The sequence below is a fragment of the Sphingomonas faeni genome (assembly GCF_040407495.1).
Lineage (GTDB): Bacteria > Pseudomonadota > Alphaproteobacteria > Sphingomonadales > Sphingomonadaceae > Sphingomonas > Sphingomonas faeni_D.
The window spans coordinates 516,305-540,646 of record NZ_JAPZPP010000001.1 but is presented as its reverse complement, the minus strand read 5'-3'; the positions used below and the strand labels follow the sequence as shown (position 1 = coordinate 540,646).

The 24,342-nt window shown below is 66.9% G+C and carries 20 protein-coding genes and 1 riboswitch; of the genes, 6 read left to right on the top strand and 14 right to left on the bottom strand.

All coding sequences use genetic code 11. The features are described from left to right. Positions 1-22 precede the first annotated feature (22 nt). Genes O6W96_RS02550 through O6W96_RS02540 form a run of 3 tightly spaced genes read left to right on the top strand, consistent with a single transcriptional unit; the run spans position 23 to position 3,385 of the window. Positions 23-997, top strand: coding sequence for a threonine-phosphate decarboxylase (locus O6W96_RS02550; RefSeq protein WP_353468099.1), 975 nt, complete (start codon positions 23-25; stop codon positions 995-997). Further along, positions 990-1,928, top strand: a complete 939-nt coding sequence (gene cbiB / locus O6W96_RS02545; RefSeq protein ID WP_353468098.1) for an adenosylcobinamide-phosphate synthase CbiB — start codon at positions 990-992, stop codon at positions 1,926-1,928. Before O6W96_RS02550 ends, cbiB begins: the two co-directional genes overlap by 8 nt. Then, positions 1,916-3,385 carry a cobyric acid synthase gene (locus O6W96_RS02540; protein ID WP_353468097.1) on the top strand — a complete coding sequence of 490 codons (1,470 nt, stop codon included), beginning with the start codon at positions 1,916-1,918 and terminating at the stop codon, positions 3,383-3,385. The genes cbiB and O6W96_RS02540 overlap by 13 nt, the downstream gene beginning before the upstream one ends. Here O6W96_RS02540 and cobS read toward each other — a convergent pair. The 5 genes from cobS to cobO form a co-directional block, all read right to left on the bottom strand. Beyond that, positions 3,350-4,063, bottom strand: coding sequence for an adenosylcobinamide-GDP ribazoletransferase (cobS, locus tag O6W96_RS02535; protein ID WP_353468096.1), 714 nt, complete (start codon positions 4,061-4,063; stop codon positions 3,350-3,352). The two genes, O6W96_RS02540 and cobS, sit on opposite strands and share 36 nt — an antisense overlap. Then, complete coding sequence (locus tag O6W96_RS02530; RefSeq protein WP_353468095.1) at positions 4,060-4,629, bottom strand: histidine phosphatase family protein; 570 nt, start codon at positions 4,627-4,629, stop codon at positions 4,060-4,062. Before O6W96_RS02530 ends, cobS begins: the two co-directional genes overlap by 4 nt. After that, the gene (cobT, locus tag O6W96_RS02525; protein ID WP_353468094.1) at positions 4,626-5,639 is read right to left on the bottom strand and encodes a nicotinate-nucleotide--dimethylbenzimidazole phosphoribosyltransferase; all 1,014 of its coding nucleotides are present in this window, start codon (positions 5,637-5,639) and stop codon (positions 4,626-4,628) included. The genes O6W96_RS02530 and cobT overlap by 4 nt, the downstream gene beginning before the upstream one ends. Continuing rightward, entirely contained in the window at positions 5,636-6,043 is a 408-nt protein-coding gene (locus tag O6W96_RS02520) for a DUF1636 domain-containing protein (RefSeq protein ID WP_353468093.1), read from the bottom strand. The genes cobT and O6W96_RS02520 overlap by 4 nt, the downstream gene beginning before the upstream one ends. A 171-nt stretch (positions 6,044-6,214) precedes the next feature. Next, a riboswitch (cobalamin riboswitch) is annotated at positions 6,215-6,408 on the bottom strand. A 205-nt stretch (positions 6,409-6,613) separates the two neighbouring features. Then, positions 6,614-7,219: a cob(I)yrinic acid a,c-diamide adenosyltransferase gene (cobO, locus tag O6W96_RS02515; protein WP_353468092.1), complete on the bottom strand. Its 606-nt coding sequence runs from the start codon at positions 7,217-7,219 to the stop codon at positions 6,614-6,616. Between the two features lie 54 nt (positions 7,220-7,273). Between cobO and O6W96_RS02510 the strand changes: the two genes are divergently transcribed. Beyond that, a complete protein-coding gene (locus tag O6W96_RS02510) occupies positions 7,274-8,890 on the top strand; it encodes an NAD(P)/FAD-dependent oxidoreductase (protein WP_353468091.1) in 1,617 nt (538 codons plus the stop codon). A gap of 261 nt (positions 8,891-9,151) precedes the next feature. Here O6W96_RS02510 and O6W96_RS02505 read toward each other — a convergent pair whose 3' ends face one another. The 5 genes from O6W96_RS02505 to O6W96_RS02485 all read right to left on the bottom strand — a co-directional run bounded on the left by O6W96_RS02505 (position 9,152) and on the right by O6W96_RS02485 (position 13,899). Continuing rightward, positions 9,152-9,823, bottom strand: coding sequence for a peptidylprolyl isomerase (locus O6W96_RS02505; RefSeq protein WP_353468090.1), 672 nt, complete (start codon positions 9,821-9,823; stop codon positions 9,152-9,154). A 254-nt stretch (positions 9,824-10,077) separates the two neighbouring features. Next, positions 10,078-10,383, bottom strand: coding sequence for a UBP-type zinc finger domain-containing protein (locus O6W96_RS02500; RefSeq protein ID WP_353468089.1), 306 nt, complete (start codon positions 10,381-10,383; stop codon positions 10,078-10,080). Beyond that, positions 10,380-12,044, bottom strand: a complete 1,665-nt coding sequence (locus O6W96_RS02495) for an FAD-dependent oxidoreductase (RefSeq protein WP_353468088.1) — start codon at positions 12,042-12,044, stop codon at positions 10,380-10,382. Before O6W96_RS02495 ends, O6W96_RS02500 begins: the two co-directional genes overlap by 4 nt. Beyond that, positions 12,041-13,423, bottom strand: a complete 1,383-nt coding sequence (locus tag O6W96_RS02490) for an FAD-containing oxidoreductase (RefSeq protein ID WP_353468087.1) — start codon at positions 13,421-13,423, stop codon at positions 12,041-12,043. Before O6W96_RS02490 ends, O6W96_RS02495 begins: the two co-directional genes overlap by 4 nt. After that, on the bottom strand, positions 13,420-13,899 hold the full coding sequence (locus tag O6W96_RS02485; RefSeq protein WP_353468086.1) for a DUF4126 domain-containing protein: 480 nt from the start codon (positions 13,897-13,899) through the stop codon (positions 13,420-13,422). The genes O6W96_RS02490 and O6W96_RS02485 overlap by 4 nt, the downstream gene beginning before the upstream one ends. Positions 13,900-14,167: 268 nt before the next feature. On the opposite strand from O6W96_RS02485, the gene htpG reads away from it, so the two are divergent. Then, entirely contained in the window at positions 14,168-16,087 is a 1,920-nt protein-coding gene (gene htpG, locus O6W96_RS02480) for a molecular chaperone HtpG (RefSeq protein WP_353468085.1), read from the top strand. A 79-nt stretch (positions 16,088-16,166) separates the two neighbouring features. Beyond that, entirely contained in the window at positions 16,167-18,398 is a 2,232-nt protein-coding gene (locus O6W96_RS02475; protein ID WP_353468084.1) for a glycoside hydrolase family 3 N-terminal domain-containing protein, read from the top strand. Between the two features lie 30 nt (positions 18,399-18,428). Here the strand turns inward: O6W96_RS02475 and O6W96_RS02470 are convergent, their stop codons facing one another. The 4 genes from O6W96_RS02470 to O6W96_RS02455 form a co-directional block, all read right to left on the bottom strand. Further along, positions 18,429-19,028, bottom strand: coding sequence for an ATP-binding cassette domain-containing protein (locus tag O6W96_RS02470; RefSeq protein ID WP_353468083.1), 600 nt, complete (start codon positions 19,026-19,028; stop codon positions 18,429-18,431). After that, positions 19,018-19,707 (bottom strand): molybdate ABC transporter permease subunit, encoded by a 690-nt coding sequence (modB, locus tag O6W96_RS02465; RefSeq protein ID WP_121885046.1) that lies wholly within the window; start codon positions 19,705-19,707, stop codon positions 19,018-19,020. The genes O6W96_RS02470 and modB overlap by 11 nt, the downstream gene beginning before the upstream one ends. Continuing rightward, a complete protein-coding gene (gene modA / locus O6W96_RS02460; RefSeq protein ID WP_353468082.1) occupies positions 19,708-20,463 on the bottom strand; it encodes a molybdate ABC transporter substrate-binding protein in 756 nt (251 codons plus the stop codon). A gap of 271 nt (positions 20,464-20,734) precedes the next feature. Further along, positions 20,735-24,103, bottom strand: coding sequence for a polysaccharide deacetylase family protein (locus O6W96_RS02455; RefSeq protein ID WP_353468081.1), 3,369 nt, complete (start codon positions 24,101-24,103; stop codon positions 20,735-20,737). Between the last annotated feature and the right edge of the window lie 239 nt (positions 24,104-24,342).

The window sequence follows — 24,342 nt, the reverse complement described above, 5'->3', positions numbered from 1 at the left end:
AGCCATAGGACTGACCGACGGAATGAAGGCGCTGCGCATCCACGGTGGACGGATCGATCTCGCCGCCACCTGCTATCCGGATGCGCCGCCGCCGTGGCTCGATCTCTCGACGGGTATCAACCCATGCCCGTGGTCCACCCATCCCGTACCCACGGTCGATCTGCAAAGACTGCCGTCCCCGGACGCCATTCGCGATCTGGAAGCAGCGGCCGCGGCCATGTTCGGCGCCGACGCGGATCGGGTCGTCGCGTTGCCCGGTAGCGAGATCGGCCTCCGTGCACTCGATATTCTAGACCTCCCCTCACCGGTCCGGTTCGTCACGCCCAGCTATTCCACGCACGCGGACGCGATCGCGGGAGCAGTGCCGATCCCGCGCGATGCGATCGATACGATCCGCGATGGCACACTTCTGCTGGCCAACCCGAACAATCCCGACGGCGACCTCGACGCTCCCGAACGGCTGTTGCGGATCGTGCGTCGCGGCACGTGGCTCGTCGTCGACGAAGCCTTTGCCGATATCGCCCCGGAGTTTAGCCTGGTCCCCCATCTCGCCGGGGACGACCGAGCGATCGTTTTCCGATCTTTCGGTAAATTCTTCGGGCTGGCGGGCGTACGACTAGGCTTCATGATCGCGCCCTTGGCACAAGCCGAAGCGTTGCGTCGCCGGCTTGGCAGTTGGCCCGTCTCTGCGCTTGCGGTCGCCTATGGCACTGCGGCCTACCGGGACACCGCGTGGATCGCACACGCGCGTCGGTCGATTATCGCGCGTGCCGATCGGCTCGACGCCTTGCTCGAACGTCACGGGCTGCAGGGACGTGGCGCGTGCGCATTGTTCCGGCTCGTGGAGAGCGACGATGCGCCAGCGATATTCGAACGCCTCGCGCGCGCGGGTATCCTCACGCGGCAGTTCGATCACGCGCCGCGCTGGCTTCGCTTCGGCGTGCCAGGCGAGGATAGCGCGTTCGAGCGCCTCGACCGAGCGCTTGGCGATGGCTGAGCCGATCGCAGCGCTGGCGATCCTGGTAGACGCGGTAGTCGGCTGGCCGCCATCGCTCTATGCGCGGATCGGTCATCCGGTCGGCGGCTTCGCGCGCGTCATCGGCTGGGTGGAGGTGCGCTGGAACACGCCCGCTAGATCGAGCGCAGCGCGCCGCTTCGCCGGCGTAGTGACACTGGCCCTGGTCGTTGCGATCGCGGCCGGAATCGCGGGAACGGCTACGCTGGTCGCTCGTCAAACACTTGGCTCGGCAGCGTGGATCGCGATCGGCCTGATGGCGGCACCGGGGGTCGCGGTTCGAAGCCTGTACGATCATGTCGTTCCCGTGGCGCGTGCGCTGCGTGAGAATGATATCGAAGCCGCCCGCAGCCAAGTCGCGATGATCGTCGGACGTGACGTGGCGTCGCTCGACGAAGCCGGCGTCGCCCGCGCCGCCATCGAGAGCCTTGCCGAAAGCGTCTGCGACGGCGTTGTCGCACCGCTGTTCTGGTTGCTCGTCGCAGGGCTGCCGGGACTATGGGCATACAAGGCGATCAACACGGCCGACAGCTTGATCGGGCACCGTGAGGACCGTTGGCGCGCGTTCGGCTGGGCCGCAGCGCGGACCGACGATGTAGCGAACCTGATCCCCGCGCGGATGAGCGGCGTGCTGCTATGCATCGCGGGCGCCGGCGGATGGCGGACGATGCTCCGCGACGCAGCGAACCATGCCTCGCCGAACGCCGGCTGGCCGGAAGCCGCCATGGCCGGCGCGCTGGGTATGAAGCTTGCGGGCCCGATCGCGTATGACGGAGTGCGCGTCGCCAAGCCGTACATTGGCGACGGCCGCGCGGACGCCACCGCAGCTGACCTATATGCCGCGCTCCGAATCTACCGCCGGGCGTGCGTGCTGCTGTTACTCATCGCTGGAGGAATTGCATGGGCGCACTGATGCTCCAGGGTACCGGCTCCGACGTCGGCAAGTCGGTGCTAGTCGCCGGACTGTGTCGCGCCTTCGCCAATCGTGGGTTGTCGGTGCGGCCGTTCAAGCCGCAGAACATGTCCAACAACGCCGCCGTCACTGCCGAAGGTGGCGAGATCGGCCGCGCGCAGGCTACCCAGGCGATCGCCTGTCGGGTCGAGCCGAGCGTCGACATGAACCCGGTGCTGCTGAAGCCGCAGGGCGACCGCACCTCGCAGTTGATCGTCCGCGGGCAGGTCCGCGGCACACTCGCCGCAGCACGCTGGCGCGAGGGGCGCGAAGGATTGCTGGTCGACGTGCTCGACAGCTTCGAACGACTGTCGGCCGGCTGCGATCTCGTCGTCGTCGAAGGTGCGGGCAGCCCGGCGGAGATCAACCTGCGCGCCGGCGACATCGCCAACATGGGGTTCGCACGCGCCGCCGACGTGCCCGTTGTACTTGTCGGCGACATCGACCGCGGCGGCGTGATAGCGGCGATCGTCGGCACGCGCGCGGTGATCGATCCGGCCGACGCGGCGATGATCCACGGCTTCCTAATCAACAAGTTCCGCGGTGACCCTGCGCTGTTCGATGACGGCTATCGTGCGATCGAAGCGCGGAGCGGATGGCGCGGGTACGGTGTCGTGCCGTGGCTGGCCAACGCGGTACGGTTGCCGAGCGAGGACGCGGTGATTCTCGAACGCCCGGTCGCCAGTTTGCAGCGTCGCGTGACGATCGCCTGCCCGATCACACCGCGGATCGCCAATTTCGACGACCTCGATCCGCTGCGACTGGAACCCGGCGTCGCTTTGGTCATGGTGCCGCCGGGTACCCCGATTCCTGACGTGGACATGATCGTACTCGCCGGATCGAAGGCGACGATCCCCGATCTCGCCTTCCTCCGCGCCCAAGGGTGGGACATCGACATCCGTGCGCATTATCGTCGCGGCAAACCGGTGCTCGGGCTCTGCGGAGGCTACCAGATGCTCGGTCGCAGCATCGCCGATCCGGACGGGATCGAAGGGCCGGCGGGGCGCGTCGAGGGGCTCGGACTGCTCGACGTCGACACGGTTCTCACCGGCAGCAAGACACTCGACCGAGTGCACGGACTGGCGCAGGGCGCGGCGTTCGAGGGGTATGAGATGCACATGGGCGCAACCACCGGACCAGCCACCGCGCGCCCTGTCGGCCACCGCGCCGATGGTAGTCCCGAAGGGGCGACGAGTGCGGACGGATTGGTGTCCGGCAGCTATGTCCACGGCCTGCTCGCGCGCTCGGAGCAGCGTGCGGCGTGGCTTGCGCGGCTCGGCGTCGCGGCGAGCGGACCCGATCACGTCGCCTCGATCGATGCCGCGCTCGACGCCATCGCCGCGACGCTAGAACGCCATGTCGATCTCGACGCCCTGCTCGCGCTAAGCGAGCGCGCCGGCCACCGCGAGCGCGAGTAGCAGCCCGGTCTCGACGATCTCGATCCCGGCGCCATGCGCGTCGCCGGTCACCCCGCCGAGTGTCCGCCGCAACCATGCCGCGACGCCTAGTACAAGCAACGGGAGGGCGACAAGCGCAGGCACCGCGACGGCTGCCAGCGCGAGCAAAAGCCCCCACCCCAGCAGGTCGCGCGTTCGGACTGCACCGGCAACGGCCGCGCCAAGCCCGCCAGGTCGCAGCGGCGGCAACAGTTTCGCCCAGACGAGCGGCCCCATCCTCGCCGCGAACGGCACGAGGACAAGCCAGCAGCCGACGCCGACGGCGTGAAGCAATACGAGCTTGGCGAGCATCTGACAGGCAATCGCGACGACACCGAAGCTGCCGATATGCGGATCGGCCATCACTGCGAGCAACCGCGTCCGATCGCCATGCGCCGCGCCCAGCCCATCCGCGAGGTCGGCAATCCCGTCGAGATGCAGAGCCCCCGTCACCGCGATCCAGGCTAGCAGCGCGGCACACGCTCCCGTCCAAGGATCGACCAGTGTGCCCAGCCATCCGGTCGCTACGACGATCAGGCCGATCACGAGACCAACGACAGGGTAGAACCGGATCGCGGCGGCAAAATCCTCAGACCCGACTTCGACGCGCGGCATCGGCAGGCGGGTCAGGAACCCGAACGCGACGATCAGCCGCTTCACGTCGCCAGTCCGACGATCTGCACGGTCCGCGTCGGGCCCGGCCAGATCCGCAGAGATACCAGCGCGGCATAGGGCAGATCGAACGCCCAGATCTGCCGCCGATCGAATCCGCACAGTTCCGCGAGCGCCGCGCGGATCGCGCCGCCATGCGTTACGATTAATGTCGAGACCGGCGGCATTGCGGCCAATGCCTGCGCAACCCGGTCCTGCAACGCCGACCAGCGTTCGCCATTCGGCGGTGGTGACGCATCGGGATCGTCGTAGAAGGCGGCGAGTTCGGCACAGTCGATCGCCGCCGGCGCTAACCCGTCCCATGTCCCGAAATCGAGCTCCCGCCAGCGTGGGTCGATCTCGACCGCAACGCCTCGCGGTTCACCGATCGCCGCGGCGCAGGCACGCGCGCGGATCAGATCGGAGGCCTCGATCCGGTCGATCGCAAGTCCCTCTGCCCGTGCCAGACAGGCGGCGATCCCCGCTTGGGTCGCCGGGTCGTCGGTCCGCCCCAGCATTCGTCCCGTCACGTCGGGCGCACCATGCCGCATCAGATACAGCATGCGCGCGGTCACGCCACCGATACGCCCGCCTCGGCGAATGTCGCCATCTCGGCATGTGCGGCCAATGCCGCCCGGACGATCAAGGTCGCAGTCGCCGCACCGCTGCCCTCCCCCAGCCGCATCCCGAGCGAAAGCAGCGGATCGAGCCTCATAAGATCAAGCAGGCGCCGATGCCCCGGTTCGGCGGAGACATGCCCGGCCAGGCAATGCGCAAGGATGTCGGGACAGGCCGCTGCCAATGGCGCGACGGCGGCGCAGCAGATGAACCCATCGAGCATCACCGGTACACCCGCCAGTCGCGCCGCTACTACCGCGCCCGCAATCGCTGCCAGTTCACGCCCGCCGAGCCTGCGCAAGATCTCGAACGGCGTTCTGAAAGCTTCCCGGTGCAGCGCGATTCCTGCCTCGACGACGGCGATCTTCCGGGCGATGCCTTGATCGTCGACCCCGGTGCCCGGCCCGACCCAGTCGCTCGCCGACCCGCCGAAGCTCGCCAGACACAGCGCCGCAGCGGTGGTGGAGTTACCGATCCCCATCTCGCCGAGTACGATGAGATCAGGCGCATCCGCGACCGCCGCCGCGCCCGTGTTGATCGCGGCAAGGCACTCGTCCTCGGACATCGCCGGGGCTTGCGTGAAATCCGCCGTCGGCCGGTCGAGGTTGAGCGACACGATATTCAGATCGAGACCGGCGGCTCGCGAAAGTGCGTTGATCGCCGCGCCGCCATGCTCGAAATTGGCGACCATCTGCGAGGTGACCGAGGCCGGAAACGCGCTGACTCCGCGCGCGACGATGCCGTGGTTGCCCGCGAACACGACCGCGCTGCCGCGATCGAGCCGGGGCAGCGGGTTGCCCTGCCAGCCGGCCATGAAGACCGCGATATCCTCCAGGCGACCGAGCGATCCCAGCGGCTTGGTCAGATCCCCCTGTCGCGCAACCGCAGCGGACCGCGCCGCAGCGTCCGCCTGGGGTAGACCGCGCAAGGCCGCGAGAAATGCGGCAGGCGTTGCGAAGGCGGTCATTCGACGAGGAACCCGGCGGGCGGCGTGCGGGTGATGAAATGCCCCTTCACGCCCTGCGGCCATTGCTTGAATGGCACCTGCCCGAACGCGCTCTCGCCATAGAGCCGCGCGTAATCAAGGATTGCGCGCGCGGCGTCCTCCGTGGGTTCGAACCGCCCGAGTACATAGCCGACCTTGGCCGGTGCGCGAAGATGGATCGTGCAGAAATCCTGACATGCGAACAGGCACGGCATCTCCTGTACCGCGACCTCGGCATAGGCCGGATCGCTCGTCTGCACCGCCTTCAATGCCTGCACGAGACGCGCGCCGCCGCGAACGCCTTCGCTGTCATCGCGGGCATCGGTGGAATGACGACATGTGTTGCACGCGATCACGGCAACGCCGTCTTCGGCCGGCTTCAGCATGCCGAATCTCGGCGGCCTGGAACATAGTAGGAACTTGGCATCATTACCCCTTCGGACAGTCGGACCCGCACCGCACACAGGACGAAGGCGCACGCCTCCAGCCTCCGCGCGACGCGAAGCGATGTCGTCGCTCGGGGTGTTACCCGTCCGTTCGGCGCACCCTGGCCGGACGAAAGACGACCGCGACGGGCAGGTCTCCTGGCTCGCGGGTCAACGCCGCCCGCGCCGCCTTCTCGGGACCATCCCAATGGCATGAGGCACGATGGCTCGCCGCGTACAGTTGCAGGGGCAGCCGGGTGTTTCCCGTTCCCATTTTCATCCCCCTCGGCGTGAGCGTCGGGGGAACCTGTCGCGGAGGGAGCGATAGGCGGGAGGCTTGGGGGACGCAAGACGGCGATGCCGCTGCTGGGCGGCGTTGCCAGAAGTTCAACCGCCCGCCCGTCATCCTGACGAAAGTCAGGACCCAGGGTATCGGGCGGCAGCCTTCGTGGCTCTGAGTCCTGACTTTCGTCAGGATGACGGAACTTTAAGTCAGCAGCGCGACCGACCCAACCGCCGTCTGAAACGCGCCTAGAACTCCACGCCCGCCTGCGCCTTCACGCCCGACCGGAACGGATGCTTCACCTGCGTCATCTCCGTCACCAAGTCCGCCACCTCGATCAACGCATCCGGTGCGTTCCGCCCGGTCACCACGACATGCGTCATCTCGGGTTTCGCCGCGAGCACCGCCAAGACCTCGTCGACCGGCAAATACTCGTACCGCAACACGATGTTCAGTTCGTCCGCCACGACCATCGCGTAGGAGGGATCGGCGATCATCCGCTTGACCTCGTCCCACGCCTCGCGCGCGACTGCGATGTCGCGTGCGCGATCCTGCGTGTCCCAGGTGAACCCCTCCCCCATCGGCTTGAACTCGCACAGCTCCGGGAACGCATCGAACACCGCCTTCTCGCCGGTCGCCATCGCGCCCTTGACGAACTGCACCACGCCGACCTTCCGCCCATGCCCGATCATCCGCACCGCCATCCCGAACGCGGCGGTCGACTTGCCCTTGCCCTTGCCGGTGTGGACGATGACCAGCCCCTTCTCGATCGTCTTGCTCGCGACGATCTTGTCGTGGACCTCCTTGCGCTTGGCGCTCTTGGCATTCTGCTCGTCGTCGGTCCGCATGATCATGTCCTCTCCTGCACCCGATGGCGGATCGCGCCGCGCGGCGCTAGAGCGACCGACATGCTCCGCATCACCGACCTCAAGCTGCCGCTCAACCACGCCGACGAAGCGCTCCCCGCCGCGATCCGCGATCGTCTTCGCGTCACCCCGCGCGACCTGATCCGCTACACCATCGCCAGGCGCGCGCACGATGCCCGCGACAAGATGGACATCCAGCTCGTCTATTCGGTCGACGTCACGCTGAAGAACGAGGACACCGTCCTCGCGCGTTTCCGCAAGGATCGCCACGTCCAGCGTACCCCCGACACCGGCTACCGCTTCGTCACCAAGGGCGGCCCAAGCTACACCGGCCCACGTCCAGTGGTCGTCGGCGCAGGACCGTGCGGGTTGTTTGCCGGGCTCATCCTCGCGCAGATGGGGTTCCGCCCGATCATCCTAGACCGCGGCAAAGTCGTCCGCGAGCGCACCAAGGACACCTGGGGTCTTTGGCGGAAAAGCGTACTCAACCCCGAATCGAACGTCCAGTTCGGCGAGGGCGGCGCCGGCACCTTCTCCGACGGCAAGCTGTGGAGCCAGATCAAGGATCCGCGTCATCTTGGGCGCAAAGTCCTGACCGAATTCGTGAAAGCTGGCGCACCGCCTGAAATCCTTACCGAAGCGCACCCGCATATCGGCACCTTCCGCCTCGTCACGATGGTCGAGAGCATGCGCGAGACGATCAAGGCACTTGGTGGCGAGTACCGCTTTTCGACCCGCGTCGACGGTCTCGACATCGTCGAGGAGGCTGGTACGCGCCAACTGCGCGGTCTCCATCTCAGCACCGGCGACTATCTCGAAGCCAACCACGTCGTCTTCGCGGTCGGCCACAGCGCGCGCGACACGTTCGAGATGCTGCATGCGAAGGGCGTATACGTCGAAGCCAAGCCGTTCTCGATAGGCGTCCGCATCGAGCATCCGCAGTCGTGGATCGACGAAGCCCGGTTCGGACCCTGCGCAGGCCATCCCGATCTCGGCGCGGCCGCGTACAGCCTGTCGCACCACTGCAAGAACGGGCGGACCGTTTACAGCTTCTGCATGTGCCCAGGCGGCACCGTCGTCGCCGCGACGTCCGAGGAAGGCCGCGTCGCGACCAACGGCATGAGCCAATATTCGCGCAACGAACGCAACGCGAACTCGGGCATCGTCATCGGCATCGACCCGGAGCGCGACTATCCCGGCCACCCGCTCGCCGGGATCGAACTGCAGCGCCACTGGGAATCGCGCGCCTATGTCGCGGGCGGATCGAACTACAAGGCACCCGCGCAGCGCATCGGCGACCTGCTCGCCGGCCGCGCGTCGACCGCGCTCGGCTCGGTGATCCCGTCGTACAAGCCCGGCGTCCACATGACCGACCTGTCCGAATGCCTGCCCGACTTCGCTATCACTGCGTTGCGGGAAGCATTGCCCGCGTTTGGCCGCGAGATTCCCGGCTATGACCACCCGGATGCAGTGCTCACAGGTGTCGAGACGCGCACGTCCTCGCCGGTGAGGATTACGCGGGGCGATGATTTCGTGAGCCTCAACACGGCCGGGCTGTTCCCGGCGGGCGAGGGCGCGGGCTATGCAGGGGGCATCCTGTCCGCGGCGGTCGATGGGATCAAGGTTGCGGAGGCTGTCGCGCTCAGCCTGACTGCCTGATCGCCTCCGCCATGCCGGACTGATTCCGGCATCCACGGCTCTCCATTATCGACCGCGATCGAATTCGCGGGACCGTGGTTCCCGGACCAGTTCGCATCTGTGCCTGTCGATCAAGCAAGACGTGCTTCCCCGCAAAGGCGGGGATCCAGACTGGGCTCCCGCCTTCGCGGGAGAACAAGGAAGGCCGTAGTGACACATAACTGCGGACTCGTACGTGGTCGAAGGAGACAGGTACCAGGCAAGGCCAAGGTTACGGCTCGCTTACTTCCCCCGATCGGGCCGCGTCCTGATCAGCCAGGCTCGCGGCAACCCCGTCGGCTTCGCCACCCCGTCCAACCGTCGCGCACTCACCAACGCGACTCGCTTCAGGATCATCTGGTCCTTGAACGCATCCATCCCGCCGCCGGTCGGCTTGGCGAGGATCCGCTTCACCACGTCCATGCCCCCGACGACGTGCCCGAACGCTGCATACCCCGGATAGCCGGCGCGCGCGTCCATCGCCGGCGCGGGGCCGACCGTGATGAAGAAATTGCCGCCCGCCGACGCAGGGTTCATGCCCCGTGCCATCGAGATCGTCGCGTCGAGATGCTTGATCCCGGTCTTCGCGGTCGTCTCGAGCGGAAACGGCGGCAGGATGCGACGCGCGTCGGTGCGGATCCCGGCCTGGATAAAGCCCAGTTTCGGCGACGATTTCTGCCGGCTCGCGCGGTAGAAGTCGGTCCCGTCAAAGCGCCCATCATCGACATACGCCAGGAAATTCGCGGTCGTCTGCGGTGCATGGCGCGTGTCGAGCGCGAGCAGGATCGGGCCCTCGGAGGTCACGAGACGGACGCGGACGATTCCTGGCCTGGGACCCGTTTGAGTCGTCCGCTGCGCCGACCCTGCCGTGGCAAGCGTAGCCAGGGCCAGCAGCCCGATCGTCCAATGCCGCATCTTTGGTTACTCACGCCTTTATCGATGCAGGCCGGCTAGCGGTCGGTTTGCAACGACGCAAGCGGGCGTCTCAAGCGAGGACCAAATGCGGGCTGCACCCTGTTTCCACCGCGCGATACCACCCCGGCGGAGGCCGGGGCCGAATTGGGTACCGGCAATAACGAAGGACCGCCTGCCGTTACTCCGACCTTTCCAATTGGGCCCCGGCCTTCGCCGGGGTGGAAGGAAGCGGAGCGACACTGGCAAGTCCCCCCTCAGACATAGCGCGGGATCGGCCCCGATTGCGGTGTCTGGTCCGGCAGGTCGACCATCGTCTCGTCGACGAAACACCAACCCCAGCCCTCTGGCGGATCATAGCCTTCGATGATCGGATGCCGCGTCGCCTGATGATGCGCGGTCGCGTGGCGGTGCGGCGAATCATCGCAGCAGCCGACATGCCCGCAGGCCCGGCACAGTCGCAGATGCACCCACTCGCTGCCGATCCGCAGGCACTCCTCGCACCCCTTCGCGCTCGGCGTGACCTCCCGGATCGTATCCATATGCGTGCAACCGTAACTCATGACACTTCCCGTTCGGCCAGGTCGGCAAGCGCGACATGGACCTGCGCGACCACCGCCGCTCCCTCGCCGACCGCCGCCGCGACGCGCTTGGTCGAGCCCGCCCGCACGTCGCCGATCGCGAAGACGCGCGGGCGGCTCGTCTGTAACGAAAGCGTCGCGTTGCCGGTCACGATGAACCCCTTGTCGTCGGTATCGACACAGCCTTGCAACCAGCCGGCGTTGGGATCGGCGCCGATGAACAGGAACAGGTGACGCATCGCGCACTGCTTCATCGAGTCATCGGCCTGGCGAAACGTCGCTCCCGTCAAACCCGTCGCGCGGTCGCCGTCCAAACCGACGATTTCCGTCCCGATATGCATCGTGACGTTGGGTAGCGCCGCGATCCAGTCGATCAGGTATTTCGACATCGTCGCGGCCAGCGGTCGTCGTACGATCAGGTGCAGATGGTTCACGCGCGGCGCGAGGAAGACCACCGCCTGCCCCGCCGAATTGCCGCCGCCAACCAGCGCGACGTCTTCGCCCTCGCACAACCGCGCTTCGATCGGTGATGCCCAATAGGACACGCCTGCCCCCTCGAACATCGCCAGATCGGGGATTTCGGGTCGACGATAGCGTGCCCCCGACGCGACGATCACGGTCCGCGACCGGACACGCGCGTCACCGGGCAACACGAGCATCAGCGGATCGTCCGCGGGCCATGCATCGTCGCACGCGAGCCGCGCGACTTCCAGCGGCACGGCGATCTCTGCCCCGAACTTCAACGCCTGGTTGAACGCACGGCCCGCCAACGCCTGCCCGGAGATCCCCGTCGGGAAACCCAGATAATTCTCGATCCGCGCCGACGCTCCCGCCTGTCCGCCGATCGCCCGTTCGTCGAGTACGACCACCGACAACCCTTCGGACGCTGCATAGACGGCCGCGGCCAGGCCCGCCGGCCCTGCGCCGACGATCGCGACGTCATACACCGTATCCGGATCGAGATCGGGCGTGATCCCCAGGCACGCGGCAACCTCGACATCCGTCGGCCGCTTCAGGATCGTGCCGTTCGGGCAGACCACCAGCGGCAGATCGCCACGCAGCACGCCGATGCGCTCGACCAGCGCCCGTCCTTCGTCGTCGGAGGCCGCATCGAGGACGATGTTGGGATAGCCCGATCGCGTAAGAAAACCCTGTAACCGGACGATGTCGGGGCTGCCCGGCACGCCGACGATGACCGTACCGCCACTCCCCTGCTCGATCAGCCCGACGCGGCGGAGGATCAGCGCGCGCATCACGATCTCGCCGACGTCTGCCGAACCGACCATCAGCGCGCGGAGATGCGCCGGATCGAACGGCAGCGCGGTGCACCCATCGGGACCCGCTCGCCCCCCGGCGATCGACGGACGACCGGCGAGCTGGTTCACCTCGCCGGTAATCTGACCGACGCCGTGCGCGGTTATCGGTGCCTCGTGAGTCAATCCGTCGCGGCGAACCACCTCGATCGCGCCTGCAAGCACCAGCCATGCCGGCGCCCCCAGTTGACCGATCGCATAAACCTGTTCTCCGGCGGCAAAGGTCCTGGCCGGACCACTGGCGAACCGCTTGGCCGTCTCGATTTGCCCGGCGTCGAGCACGGGAAACATCTGATGCTCGCGCGATCCGACACCGTCGCCCGGGTTCATTGCGCTGCCACCGGTTCGAGGCCCAGCAACACCGTCGGGATCAACTCGGACACGGTCGGATGGATCGGCACCGCCCAACGCAGCGCCGACACCGGCTGGTCCACGTTCATCATGTCGAGGATCCCGTGGATCGCTTCGTCGCCGCCCGTTCCGAGGATCGCCGCACCGAGGATCCGCTGCGTTGCCGCGTCCGCGACGATCTTCATGAAACCCTTGGTCTCGCCCTTCTCGATCGCGCGACCGACCCGTGTCATCGGCCGTTTCGAGACGAGGATGGGGCGCCCTGTCTTCTCCGCTTCCGCCTGCGTGATGCCGACCCTCCCAAGCGGCGGATCGATGTAGAGCGCATAGCCGAGCAGCCTCTGGCTCAGCGTTCGATCGTCGCCGTCGAGCAGGTTGGCCGCGACGATCTCGAAGTCGTTATACGCGGTGTGCGTGAACGCGCCGCGCCCATTGCAGTCGCCCAGCGCCCAAATGCCCGGCACATTGGTCTGGAGCAGGTCGTCGACGATAACGTAGCCCTTCGCATCGTTCGCGATTCCGGCGAGGTCGAGCCCGAGATCGTCGGTATTCGGTCGCCGACCGACCGCGAGCAGCACGTGACTGCCGACCACGACTGGTTCCCCCGCCGAGCAATCGACCGAAACCGCGACGCCGGTTTCCTGCGGCGCGAAGGCTATGCAGGTCGCGCCGGTCCGCACTGTGATGCCTTCGTCCTCCAAGATCGCGCGCACCGCTTCGGACACGTCGGCATCCTCATGCGCGATCAGCCGCTCGCTGCGTTCGACCACCGTCACCGCAGCGCCAAATCGGCGATACATTTGCGCGAACTCCAGCCCGACATAGCTCCCGCCGACGATGACCAGATGCTCGGGCACCACGTCCAGCGCGACCATGTCGGTGTTGTCGAGATGCGGGACATCATCGACGCCGGGCATGTCGGGGACGCTCGCCCGTCCGCCGACGTTGAGGAAGATGCGCGGCGCAGACAGTTCCTCGCCGCCGACCGCGATCGTTCCCGGCCCGGTAAAGCGCGCATGGCCACGCAGCAGCGTCAGCCCCGCCATTCCTTCGAGCCATGTTTCGTCCCCGGTCCGCGCGTCCAACACGACGCTTCGCGCACGCGCCGCTACCGCTGGCATGTCGATCACGACGTCACCGGTCCGCACGCCGAACTCGGCGGCGCGCCGGGCAAGATGCGCGGCGTACGCGCTGGCGACGAGCGTCTTGGTCGGCATGCAGCCGGTATTGACGCAGGTGCCGCCGACGAGCTTGCGCTCGATCAACGCGACGGTCATCCCCGCTGCGGTCAGCCGCCCGGCGAGCGGTGGTCCGGCTTGCCCTGCGCCGACGATGATCGCATCGAACCGACGCATCAAAGCGACAACACCACCAGTACCGCCCCGAGGATCGCCACCGCATCCTCGATCAGTGCCGCCGGACGGTCGTTACCGAACGCGGCGGCCAGTCGCGCACGCACCGCCGCGCCGCCATAGGTCCCGATCACCGCGCCGACCACGCCCAGTAGCAGCCCGAGCAGCGGCGCGGCGACCGCGTAGCCGACCGCAGCACCCGACAGTCCGCCGGTCACGATGCGTGCGGCAACCTGGGGCGGGACCTTGCGGCTGGGCGTCGATGGCAGTTGATCGGTGACGAGTTCGGCGGCCGCAAGCAAGGTGAAGACCCACGGCGTGAACCGCCATCCAAGGAACGCCAACCACGTTCCCTGCAATGGCAGCGCACCGCGGCTTGCGGCCCACGCGATTGCGGCCGGCGCCATCATCGCGCGCAACCCTGCGACGATACCGATGACCAAGGCGAGGAAGAGTCCGTGGACGAGTGATGGAACGAGCATGGCGATCTCCGATCCGATGTGGACACATAGCGTCCCACGCGCCGCCAGAGAGGTCAAATCGTTACGCGCCCGATATGGGTATGAAATCGCCGCGCTCTGCCGGCTTTGCAACGCTCGCTCCGTTCCAAGGAGCCATTTCGCAGTGGTGGCCTCGATCTCGACCCGCTTGCTGGGGATCGCGGCTGCGTCAAAGCTCGGCCCTTGAATTTCAATGCGCCTCCGGCCAACTCTCGCACCAATCGTTTCAGCAAGAGACCTGCCGCATCTTATGACTACCGAAACCACGCCCGACGTCGAAACTTCCGCCACGGATACACCCGCTCCTGCGACCCACGCGTTCGAGGCGGACGTCGCCCGCCTGCTGCACATGATGGTACACTCGGTCTATTCGGATAAGACCGTGTTTCTGCGCGAGCTGATCTCGAATGCGGCCGATGCCTGCGAGAAGCTGCGCTACGAAGCGCTGAGCGCACCCGAATTGCTCGGCGACGAAGCTCGCACGCAGATCGCCATCACGCTCGATCCCGATGCCAAGACGCTGACGATCGAAGACAACGGCATCGGCATGACTGCCGAGGACATGGGCGAGGCGCTCGGCACGATCGCCCGTTCGGGCACCAAGGCGTTCATGGACCGTATCGCCGCCTCGACCGGCTCGGACGGTGCGCAGTTGATCGGCCAGTTCGGCGTCGGCTTCTACTCCGCGTTCATGGTCGCATCGAAGGTCGACGTGATATCGCACCGCGCTGGCGCCGACACCGCGTCGGTCTGGTCGTCGGACGGCCTTGGCACCTACACGATCGCGCCCATCGACACCGCCGAAGCGCCCGCGCGCGGGACACGCGTCGTGTTGCATCTTCTCGAAGATGCGACGTCCTTCACCGAGCGCTATACCGTTGAACGGCTGATCAAGGACCAGTCGGGCCACGTCCCCGTGCCCATCACGCTCCGCGAAGCGCCCGACGCCGAGCCGGTCGAGATCGCCGACGGCGCCGCGCTCTGGACCAAGCCGAAGTCCGAGATCAGCACGGAGGATTACGCCGATTTCTATCGCAGCGTCTCCGGCCAGTTCGACGAACCCGCGCTGACGCTGCATTACCGCGCGGAGGGGCTGCACGAATATTCGGTGCTGGCGTATGTCCCCGGCGCAAAGCCGTTCGACCTGTTCGATCCCGACCGCAACGGCCGCATGAAGCTGTACGTGAAGCGCGTCTTCATCACCGACGACGCCGAGGTTTTGCCGCGCTACCTCCGCTTCACGCGCGGGCTGGTGGATTCGTCGGACCTGCCGCTGAACGTCTCGCGCGAGATGATCCAAGAGAGCCCGATGCTCGCCGCGATCCGCAAGGGCGTCACCGGGCGCGTCCTCGGCGAACTCGACAAGCTCGCGACCCGCGATGCCGATGCCTATGCGAAGATCTGGGAGAATTTCGGCGCGGTCCTGAAGGAAGGGCTGTACGAGGATTTCGAACGGCGCGAGGCGCTGCTCAAGCTCGCGCGCTTCAAGACCACGACGTCGGCCGGCGCATGGCGCTCGGTTGCCGACTATGTCGCCGCCATGAAGGACAACCAGACCGCGATCTACTACGCAGTCGGTACCGATCTCGACCGGCTCGAAGCCTCGCCACAGCTCGAAGGGTTCCGCGCGCGCGGGATCGAAGTGCTGTTGCTGCCGGACTCGGTCGACGGCTTCTGGGTGACGGCGGGTATCGATCACGACGGCAAGCCGTTCAAGTCAGTGACGCAGGGCGCTGCCGATCTCGGCCTGATCCCGCTGGTCGACGGCGCCGAAGCACCGACGGCCGACACCACGCCGCAAGTCGCGGACTTCATCGCGTTCGTGAAGACGACGCTCGGCGATGCGGTCTCGGAGGTCCGCGCGTCGGAGCGTCTGACCGACAGCGCGGTCTGCCTCGTCGCGGCCGATAGCGGCATGGACCGCCAGCTCGAGCGGATCCTGGCCGCAAGCGGTCAGGCGATGCCAGCCGCCAAGCCGGTGCTGGAGATCAACCCACGCTCCGCGCTGATCGCCAAGCTGGCCGCGCTCGGCGAGGACGAGACGGCGCTGCGAGAGGATGCCGCGCACCTGCTGTTCGACGAAGCGCAGATCGCCGATGGCGAGCGCCCGCTCGATGCCCGCGCTTTCTCCGCCCGCCTGTCGCGGCTGTTCACGCGCGCGTTGGGCTGAGCGACCTTGACCACGGTTCCGCAGATTTGCGGAACCGTGGTCCACCGACTACCCCGCTTCCGAGACGAAGGAGCAGGACATGTCGCCCATTCTAGATCGCCGCCAGATACTGATCGGCGGCGCGGCCATCGCTGGCCTCTCGCTCGGCTCGACCGCCGCATTCGCGCAGAACGACCGGATCGAGAGCCTGATCGCGAAGATGACCCCGGCCGAAAAGGCTGGCCAACTCAGCTGCTTCTCCGATCAGATCCGCCCGATCGGCGTGCCGTTCAATCCGGGCCTGGCCACCGGCGGTGCGGCCGAACAGCTTGCCCGGATCAAGACCGGCCAGATCGGCATGTTGTTCAACGGCGTCGGCTACGCGGGCGCCAAGGCCGCACAGGATGCGGCGATGGCCACACGGCTCAAGATCCCGCTGATCTTCGCCGGCGACGTGATCCACGGCCTGCGCACCGCCTACCCGCTACCGATCGCAGAGGCGTGCGCGTTCGATCCCGACCTCGCCGAGCGAACCGCGCGCGCTGCGGCACTGGAAACCACCGCGCTCGGCATCCACTGGACCTTCGCGCCGATGGTCGATGTCGCGCGCGACCAGCGTTGGGGCCGCGTCGCGGAAGGATCCGGCGAAGACCCGTATCTGGGCATCCAGCTGGCCAAGGCGCGCATACGCGGTTTTCAGGGGGACGACCTGCGCGATCCGACCCGCGTTGCGGCCTGCGCCAAGCATTTCGCCGCATACGGTGCTGTCTCGGGCGGCCAGGATTACAACTTCACCGAGATCTCGCCCGCCACGCTGCACGAGGTCCATCTCGCGCCGTTCAAGGCGGCGGTCGATGCAGGCGTCGCGACGTTGATGAGCGCCTTCAACGATATCGACGGCGTTCCTTGCAGCGGCAATCACTGGCTGATGACCGACCTCCTGCGCGGCGAGTGGCGGTTCCGCGGCATGGTCGTCGGCGACTATACCGCGGACGAGGAACTGATCGCGCACGGCTATGCCAAGGACGGCCGCGACGCCGCGAAGAAGGCGTTCATGGCGGGCATGGACATGGCCATGCAGTCGAACCTGTTCAATCTGTGGCTACCCGACCTCGTCAAGAAGGGCGAAGTCCCGCTCGCGCGGCTCGACGAAGGCGTTCGTCGCGTGCTCCACCTGAAGAATGCGATCGGGTTGTTCGACAACCCCTATCGCTCGGTAAGCCGGAAGGCCGAACGTACCAGCGTCTCGACGCCCGCCATGCTCAAGCTCAGCCGGGAGGCCGGCGCGCGGTCGATCGTGCTGCTGAAGAACGACGGCGACCTGTTGCCGTTGAAGAAGAACCCGGGTCGGATCGCCCTGATTGGCCCGTTCGCAGAGGACCGCAAGAACGTCGTCGGCACCTGGGCGTTCATGGCCGACGAAAAGCTCAACGTCTCGATCGCGCAAGGGCTTCGCGCACGCGGGCTAACCGTGACGACGGCGCAGGGTTCCGAGATCGAAGCCCCCCTGCCCGGCGGAATCGCCACAGCGGTCGCCGTCGCGAACGCTGCGGATATCGTCCTGCTCGCGGTCGGCGAATCGCAGCTCATGTCGGGCGAAGCGCAATCGCGCACCGAAATCACGATCCCAGCCCCGCAGATGGCGCTCGCCGAAGCCATCGCGGCGACGGGCAAGCCGGTCATCGTCCTGCTCCGCCACGGCCGCGCACTTGCCTTGCACGGAGCCGTCAAGAACGCGCCCGCCATCCTATCGACGTGGTTTCTCGGGTCCGAAAGCGGCAACGCGATCGCCGACGTGCTGTTCGGCGACGTCAACCCGTCCGCAAAGCTGTCCGCAAGCTTCCCCAACGAGAGCGGCCAGGAACCCTATTTCTACAACCACAAGAACACCGGTCGCCCGGCCCCGGATACGGGCAGCCAGGAATACAAATCGCGCTACCGCGAGACGAAGAACGAAGCGCTCTACCCGTTCGGGCACGGCCTGAGCTACACCAGCTTCTCGGTCTCGAACGTCGTCGTGCCGGCGCAAATGACCGATACGCTCGCGGTCACCGCCACCGTCACCAACACCGGCGCGCTGGCCGGCGACGAGGTCGTGCAGCTCTACATCCACGACCGCGTCGCCAGCCGCACGCGGCCGGTCCGCGAACTCAAGGGATTCGCGCGCGTCTCGCTGGCACCGGGCGCATCGAAACGCGTGACGTTGACCTTGAAGCGCGAAGACCTCCGCTTCTGGGGCGATGGCGACTGGGTGATCGAGCCGGGTACTTTCGATCTCTGGGTCGCGACAAGCTCGATCGACGGCGAGAAACAAAGCTTCGAGCTCGTGTAGCCATGTTCCCCCGCCTCGGCGGGGGCCATGCTACATCCGCACGACCCGGTTTCCGATCCGCTCCGCTTCCTCGGGGTCGTGCGTGACCATCAGGATCGGCAGCTTGAGCACGTCGCGGACATGCTCGATCGCTAGCATGATCTCTTCCCGCCGCGCGCGATCGAGCGACGACAGCGGCTCGTCGAGCAGCAGGAAGCGCGGCTGGCTGAGCAGCGCCCGGCCGATAGCTACCCGCTGCGCCTCGCCGCCTGACAAGGTGCGCGGCCAGCGGTCGAGCAGATGGCCGATGCCGAGAAAGCCGATGATGTCCTCGAACCGCTCGGCCTCGCCGCGTACGCCATAGAGCAGGTTCGCGCGGACGCGCATGTGCGGGAACAGCCGCGCTTCCTGGAAGACATAGCCGGCGCGGCGGCGTTCGGGGGGCACGTCGGTGCCGTCGCCGAACAGCGTCTCGCCGTCGATCGCGATCCGCCCGCGATCGGGCCGGAGCAGTCCGGCGACCATGTTCAGGACACTCGACTTGCCGACGCCCGAGGGACCGAACAGCACGGTCGCGCCCTCGCCTGCGTCGAGCGTCAGCGATACCCGCGTATCGCCGAGCCGCTTCTCGACGTCGATCTCAAAGGACATGGAGCCCCCGTCCCGCGCGCCGCGTCAGCAGTTCCGAGGCGATCAGAGCAACGAGCGACAAGCCCACGGACACGCATGATAATCGCCATACCATCGCGTCCGCCCCCGGCTGTTGCAACGCGGAGTAGATCGCCAGCGGCAAGGTCTGCGTTTCGCCCGGGACGTTGGACACGAACGTAATCGTCGCGCCGAACTCGCCGATCGATCGCGCGAAGCCAAGCACCGCGCCGGCCAGCACGCCGGGGATGCTGAGCGGCAGCGTCAGCGTCCAGAACACGCGCCAGGGCCCCGCGCCCAGCGTTCGCGCGGCATTCTCCAGCCGCCGGTCGACCGCCTCGATCGAGATCCGCATCGCGCGTACCATCAGCGGCAACGCCATCACTCCCGCCGCGATCGCCGCGCCGGTCCAGCGGAACAGCACGGTGATCCCGAACCAGTCCTGAAGCCACGCGCCGATCGGGCCATTGGGTCCGAACGCGAGCAGCAACAACCATCCAGTCACCACCGGCGGCACCACCAGCGGCAGATGGATCGCCGCATCGACGACAACCTTGCCCGGGAAGCGGACGCGCGCGAGCAGCCAGGCCAACGCGAAAGCGACCGGCAGGGTCACCAGCATCGCCACGCCGCCAACCTTAAGCGACAGCGCGACGATTCCCCATTCGGCCGCGTCAAGCATTTAGCGCGCGGAGAATCCGTAGCGCACGAAGATCGCCTTGCCCTCGCGCGAAACGAGGAATCGCCGGAAGGCCTCAGCATCGGGATTGGTCGATGCCTTCAATCGCGCGACCGGGTAGGTGATCGCGGGATGCGTGTTTTCGGGGAAGACGCCCGCGATGCGGACCTTGGCGGACGCCTTAGCATCGGTCGCATAGACGATCCCGAGCGGCGCCGCGCCGCGCTCGACCAGTGCCAGCGTCGCCCGAACATTCTCAGCGCGCACCACCTTCGGCGAGACCTGCGCCCAAACGCCGAGCTTCTCCAGCGACGCCTGCCCATATTTACCCGCGGGCACCGCTGTATCCGCCATCGCCAGAGGGCCAGCAGTCAGCACGCGCGCAAGTGCCGCAGGAGGGCGCACCGGGATCCGCACCTTGCTGCCGGCGGGGGCGGCGACGACGAGGCGATTGCCGAGAAACGTCACGCGCGTCGATGCGACGATCAGGTTTTTCGTCGCAAGCTCGTTCATCCAGTCCTCATCGGCGGAGACGAACAGATCGGCGGGCGCACCGGATTCGACTTGCCGGGCCAAAGCCGACGATGCGGCGAACGAGATGGTCGGCTTGATATGGCCTTTCTCGGCCCAGGCATCGGCGGCGGCGGTCAGAGATTCCTGCAACGACGCGGCAGCGAGCACCAACGGCGGACGCTGCGCCTGCGCGCCACTCGCGACAAGGCTTGCCGATAGTGCCGTGAAGACGATCAGATACCGCATACGCTTTCCTCGATTAGACGCCCAATGATATACGCCGATATACAGAGCTCGATCATAACGCCACCGGCACCGATATGTTGCGCGAGGCCCGGTTCGAAAGACGCACGGATAGGTCTAGCGTTAATTCGATCCTCCCCCGCCAGGGGGAGGTGGCAGGCATCAGCCTGACGGAGGGGGAGGCAGACGAAACGCCGGTTGCGCATCCTCCCCCTCCGTCGCCTTCGGCGCCACCTCCCCCTGGCGGGGAAGGATCGTTGACCGGCGTCACCCGTCAGTTCGCGGTCACGCGTCCCGTCCGCGCCAGCTTGCCCCAGCCGACCAAGGGCCCGCGCAGTGCTTGTGCGATCGCCTTCAGCACGACGTAATACATTACCTGGCGATACCCGATCCGCTGCGGGATCAGCAGCCAGAGCAACCGCCAGCGTTCCTGGCGCTCCAGCGCGAACGCGATCGTCGCGGCGAGCAGGTCGATCGCGGTGAAGATCAGCCAGTATGCGAGCATCGTATAGACGTCGTGGCTGGTCTGCTCCCAACCATGCGCCTGCACCGCGACATAGGTCGAGGCGAAGCTCACTAGCAGCGCGAGATCGATGATCGGCGAGATTGACGCGAGGATGATCTGGAACACGATCGCCTGCGGCAACCCGACCCAGCCGAGCCCGCGCGGATGCGACCGACCGATCGCCGAGCGGTGCTTGTAGAGGCACTGTAACGTCCCGAACGCCCAGCGGAACCGCTGCTTAGCGAGCGCGCGCATCGTCTCGGGCGCCTCGGTCCAGGCGATCGCGAACTGGTCGTACTGGACGGTCCAGCCATGCCGCTGGATCGCGATCGTTAGATCCTGGTCCTCGGCGAGCGTATCGTCGGGATAGCCGCCGACGCTGCGAATCGCCTCAAGCCGCCACGCGCCGACCGCGCCTGGCACGACGGTCATCGCGTTCAGCCGCGCGAGCGCACGCCGTTCGAGATTCTGCGCGGTGATGTATTCGAGCGCCTGCCATTTGGTGATCAGATTGACGCGGTTGCCGACCTTCGCGTTGCCCGCGACCGCGCCGAGCTTCGGATCGTCGAACCAGCGCGCCAGACGTGCGATCGTCATCGGTTCGAACTGCGTATCGGCGTCGAGCGCGATCACGATCTCTCCACGCGCGAGTTCGAGACCGCGGTTGAGCGCGCGCGCCTTGCCGCCGTTCTCCAGCGTCAGAAGGCGGACGCGGTCGTCGCCGGCGAACGCCTCAGCGACGACGCGGCTGGTGCCGTCGCTCGATCCGTCGTCGATCACGATGACCTCGATCACGACATCGTTCGACGCCAGCACGCCTTCGACAGCGCGGACGATCACGCGCTCTTCGTTGAAGGCGGGGATCATCACCGTGACGAACCGCGACGGATCGATCGCCGGGAATACTGTCTTCAACTCGCGCCGCGCCTGGATCAGTGCGAGCGCCGACAGTGCCAGCGCGCGGATGATGCCGATCGTGATCGCGATGCCGAAGATCCAGCGGAGCGCGACGACGATGCCGCCGAGCGTGCTGAACAGCGCGAGATCCGCGACCGCCGCGACGCGGTCGCTCGACGAGATCACCGGCATCGACTGATTGCGCGACAGCCCGGCGAGCGTCGACACGGGGACGAAGCTGTAGCCCATCGCCCGCAGCCGCTCGATGATGATCGGCAGCGCGGCGACGGTTTCGGCGCGGTTGCCGCCAGCGTCGTGCAGCAGAATGACGTTGCCGCTGCGCTCGGGATTGCCCGCCTCGACGCCGGCGATCGTGCGGTCGATGATCGCCTGGACGCCCGGCCGCTTCCAGTCGTCGGGATCGACGTGGAGACCGACCGAGATATAGCCGCGCTGCTGCGCCTCGAGAGCGGGCAGGATCTCGTCCGCGGTGCTCGGCTCGGCATCGCCGAAATAGGGTGCGCGGAACAGCCGGAGCGAGCGCCCGGTGAACGCCTGGAACAGCCGCTGCGTGGTGTTCAGCTCGTATTTTACCTGCCGCTGCGAGACATTGGCGAGGTTCGGATGCGTATAGGTGTGGCTGCCGATCTCGTGGCCTTCGTCGACCATTCGCTGGAGAAGCGGCCGCTCGGTCAGCGCATTCTCGCCGATCACGAAGAACGTCGCGGGCGCGTGCTCGCGCTTGAGCACGTCAAGGATCTGCGGCGTCCATTCGGGATCGGGGCCATCGTCGAACGTCAGCGCGAGCTGCTTCGGGCGATACCCGGTCCGCACCACGACATAGGGCGACGGCATCCGCTTGAAGACGACGTCGGCAAGCGTGCCGTCCTTCGCCGGCACTGCGTCGCGGATGCCTGTGACGGGCTCGGCGGCGATCTTGAGGATCTCGCCGCTGCCCTCGATATCGACATTGGTGCCGGCGGGCATGTTGTCGATGGCATCGGGGATCGGCAGTTTGCGATGATCGCGACCCCAGATCGACCAGAGCCCGGGGTCCTCGGAGCCGAGACGCCAGAGCGCCACGCTGCCGAGGCCAGCCTTTTGCAGGAACGCGATCTGATTATAGGCGGACGCCGCGTCGAGCAGCCAGACCTGATGCTGCACCCCGCCCTCCGAATAGGCGAAGCTGCTATTGCCGCTGGTCTTGTCGAAGGTCGGCATCGTGCCCGAGTCCGCGGCGTTCTGCCATGCTTCTTCGACGTCGAGCGCATCGCCGTTGCCGCTGTCCGCGCCGGCGTGCCAGTCATAGGCATAGGAGCCGATCGCGACGACCAGCTTGGCGGGGGGGATACCGCGCGCGGCGTCGGCGACCATCCGCGCGAACCAGCGTTGCGAGGCGATCGGTCCCGGTGCGCCGCTCGTCTCATGCTCGTCATAGGCCATCAGGAAGACCTTGTCGGTCACCTTGGCGTAGGCCGGCAGGTCCCAGTCGGGGTTGGCGACCGGCGCCGCGATGGCGACGACCCAGCCGCGGGGGGCGAACCGCGCGCGCGTCTCGGCGAGGAACGCGCGGTAATTCGGCTGCGCGGATGCGGGCAGGTCCTCGAAATCATAGAACACGCCGCCGGCATGGTTCGCGCTGAGGAACGGTACGAGCTTGTCGAGGAACGCCCCGCGTGCCTTCGGATCGGCGAACAGCGCGGCGCTGCCCGCGCCGTCCCAGTTCCCCTCGACCGCGTTCTGCACCATCGGCAGGATCATCGGCCGGTGGACCGCCTTGTTGAGGATATCGCGCCCGGCCTGGTCGCGGAACACGGTGATGTGGTGATCCTTGCCAGTGATCGAGACCCAGCCGGGGATCAGCCAGTCGAGCTGCTCGACGTGCCGCCCCAGGCTGGCGACGCTCGACTCGTCCCATGGCGCGTGGAAGGCGATCGCGAGCGGCGGGTTGGCGCCATTGCCGACACCCGGCTTGGCCGCGCTCGTCCCGAACAGCTGCCTGGCGTAGTAATTCAGGTCGCGTCGGGTTTCGCGGAGGATGCCGCCGCGTGGTGCGGGCAGCTTGTGGAGCGCAGGGTGCTCGGGCTCGATCGGCAGCAGCGGCGCGGTCGGCACCGCGCCGATCGACACGGCGAACATCGCGATCGACAGCAGCAGCAGGACGATGAACGCGGCGACGCCAAAGGTGAACCGCCGACGACGTCGGCCGCTTGCATCATAGAATACGGGATTGAGCGACATGGAGCGAGTATCAACCGGCCGAAGGAAAACGGCAACTCGCCGCAGTGTTTCGCTACTATGTCGTTCGCGCGGGCGCTGCTGAAAAATGCTTCACGCGTGGTTTAGGGATGGGCCGATAAATCTCCTGCATCCCCTCCCGCGTGCGGGAGGGGACCGAGGGGTGGGCGCCCGGCCCGAACACATGCTGCGCTCAACGATAGCGCGAGCCCACCCCCGGCCCCTCCCGCTCGCGGGAGGGG

What these genes read in the sequence shown, in the direction of transcription:
- O6W96_RS02550 (WP_353468099.1), top strand. Translation starts at nt 23, where the DNA reads ATGAAGGCGCTGCGCATCCACGGTGGACGGATCGATCTCGCCGCCACC.
- cbiB (WP_353468098.1), top strand. Translation starts at nt 990, where the DNA reads ATGGCTGAGCCGATCGCAGCGCTGGCGATCCTGGTAGACGCGGTAGTC.
- O6W96_RS02540 (WP_353468097.1), top strand. Translation starts at nt 1,916, where the DNA reads ATGGGCGCACTGATGCTCCAGGGTACCGGCTCCGACGTCGGCAAGTCG.
- cobT (WP_353468094.1), bottom strand. Translation starts at nt 5,639, where the DNA reads ATGACCGCCTTCGCAACGCCTGCCGCATTTCTCGCGGCCTTGCGCGGT.
- O6W96_RS02520 (WP_353468093.1), bottom strand. Translation starts at nt 6,043, where the DNA reads ATGCTGAAGCCGGCCGAAGACGGCGTTGCCGTGATCGCGTGCAACACA.
- cobO (WP_353468092.1), bottom strand. Translation starts at nt 7,219, where the DNA reads ATGATCATGCGGACCGACGACGAGCAGAATGCCAAGAGCGCCAAGCGC.
- O6W96_RS02510 (WP_353468091.1), top strand. Translation starts at nt 7,274, where the DNA reads ATGCTCCGCATCACCGACCTCAAGCTGCCGCTCAACCACGCCGACGAA.
- O6W96_RS02505 (WP_353468090.1), bottom strand. Translation starts at nt 9,823, where the DNA reads ATGCGGCATTGGACGATCGGGCTGCTGGCCCTGGCTACGCTTGCCACG.
- O6W96_RS02500 (WP_353468089.1), bottom strand. Translation starts at nt 10,383, where the DNA reads ATGAGTTACGGTTGCACGCATATGGATACGATCCGGGAGGTCACGCCG.
- O6W96_RS02495 (WP_353468088.1), bottom strand. Translation starts at nt 12,044, where the DNA reads ATGAACCCGGGCGACGGTGTCGGATCGCGCGAGCATCAGATGTTTCCC.
- O6W96_RS02485 (WP_353468086.1), bottom strand. Translation starts at nt 13,899, where the DNA reads ATGCTCGTTCCATCACTCGTCCACGGACTCTTCCTCGCCTTGGTCATC.
- htpG (WP_353468085.1), top strand. Translation starts at nt 14,168, where the DNA reads ATGACTACCGAAACCACGCCCGACGTCGAAACTTCCGCCACGGATACA.
- O6W96_RS02475 (WP_353468084.1), top strand. Translation starts at nt 16,167, where the DNA reads ATGTCGCCCATTCTAGATCGCCGCCAGATACTGATCGGCGGCGCGGCC.
- O6W96_RS02470 (WP_353468083.1), bottom strand. Translation starts at nt 19,028, where the DNA reads ATGTCCTTTGAGATCGACGTCGAGAAGCGGCTCGGCGATACGCGGGTA.
- modB (WP_121885046.1), bottom strand. Translation starts at nt 19,707, where the DNA reads ATGCTTGACGCGGCCGAATGGGGAATCGTCGCGCTGTCGCTTAAGGTT.
- modA (WP_353468082.1), bottom strand. Translation starts at nt 20,463, where the DNA reads ATGCGGTATCTGATCGTCTTCACGGCACTATCGGCAAGCCTTGTCGCG.
- O6W96_RS02455 (WP_353468081.1), bottom strand. Translation starts at nt 24,103, where the DNA reads ATGTCGCTCAATCCCGTATTCTATGATGCAAGCGGCCGACGTCGTCGG.